1 protein-coding gene and 1 pseudogene are annotated in these 320 nt (G+C 57.5%); both read right to left on the reverse strand.

The genetic code is table 11. From position 1 onward, the window contains the following. The coding region (locus EN852_RS41960; RefSeq protein WP_210238322.1) for a hypothetical protein at positions 1 to 180 on the reverse strand (180 nt) is incomplete at its 3' end. Between the two features lie 28 nt (positions 181 to 208). Further along, positions 209 to 320 (reverse strand): annotated as a pseudogene (locus tag EN852_RS42910) (ABC transporter ATP-binding protein); the annotation flags it as partial.

Raw genomic sequence — 320 nt, forward strand, 5'->3', positions numbered from 1 at the left:
CTGCAAGCCGACAAGGATTATGTCGCGTTCATCCCAATCACGCGTATCGCTGCCATAGAAGAGCCAACTGCCATCGTCTTCCATATGCGAAACATATGCGATCCAGTCGTCCCTGGAGAATATGCTCCTGTCCGCGAACACCGCGACATCGGGCGAATCCGAAAACTTCCACTCGCCCATGATATTCCCCCAAACAGTCCGAACGACGTCACGCCGTCCGCACAAACCCTTCGCTCGCCCTGAGCAGGTTGCGCGTATAATCCTCGCTGACCCGGTGCCCGATCAGCTGGCTCGCCGTCAGAGTTTCCACCGCATCGCCA

The organism is Mesorhizobium sp. M2E.F.Ca.ET.209.01.1.1, assembly GCF_004010375.2.
GTDB lineage: Bacteria > Pseudomonadota > Alphaproteobacteria > Rhizobiales > Rhizobiaceae > Mesorhizobium.